General features: G+C 52.3%; 1 protein-coding gene. It reads right to left on the reverse strand.

Going from position 1 to position 516, the window contains the following annotated elements; genetic code table 11:
* The coding region (locus tag A3730_RS11955) for a GNAT family N-acetyltransferase (protein WP_197477457.1) at nt 1-335 on the reverse strand (335 nt) is incomplete at its 3' end.
* Between the last annotated feature and the right edge of the window lie 181 nt (nt 336-516).

Below are 516 nucleotides of genomic sequence, written 5' to 3' on the forward strand. Positions count from 1 at the left end.
GTTCTTAATAACAGGGATACGGCGTCTAGCATGATGCCCTTGCCAGTGAAACTTTCGGCTAGCCAGTACCCTATCGAACCGGTGCGATGTGCCTTGTTGATGGCGTGAAAGCCGGCAACGCCGCAAAGCGAATCGTTGTGGAAAACAGCAAAGTTACAAGCCTTTCCCAAGGCTGCTTGTTGACGATTTTTGTCAATAAAACGCTCTGTGTCTTCCTGGGCCTGGATGTGATCTAGCCAAGGCAACCATTGCCGTAAATACTCTCGGTTGTTATCGGTGAGTACATACAGCGCACCAGCATGACTGCTTTGCAGTGGTTCTAAGCGGATATTCATGTTCCGTTTTCTGGGTGTTGCCATTGTTTTGTCACTGGGACATTGCAGGTCGGGTTATGCCTTCTAAGCTAACCCGACCTGCGGGGAGGGACTAGGTGCGTTTATCTGTTACTGCCCCAGGCGCCGGAACGGTTGTGCATCCTCCAGTTCGAAGGCCAGCTCCAGCAGGGTGCGCTCGTCG

Source organism: Alcanivorax sp. HI0044, from assembly GCF_001634945.1.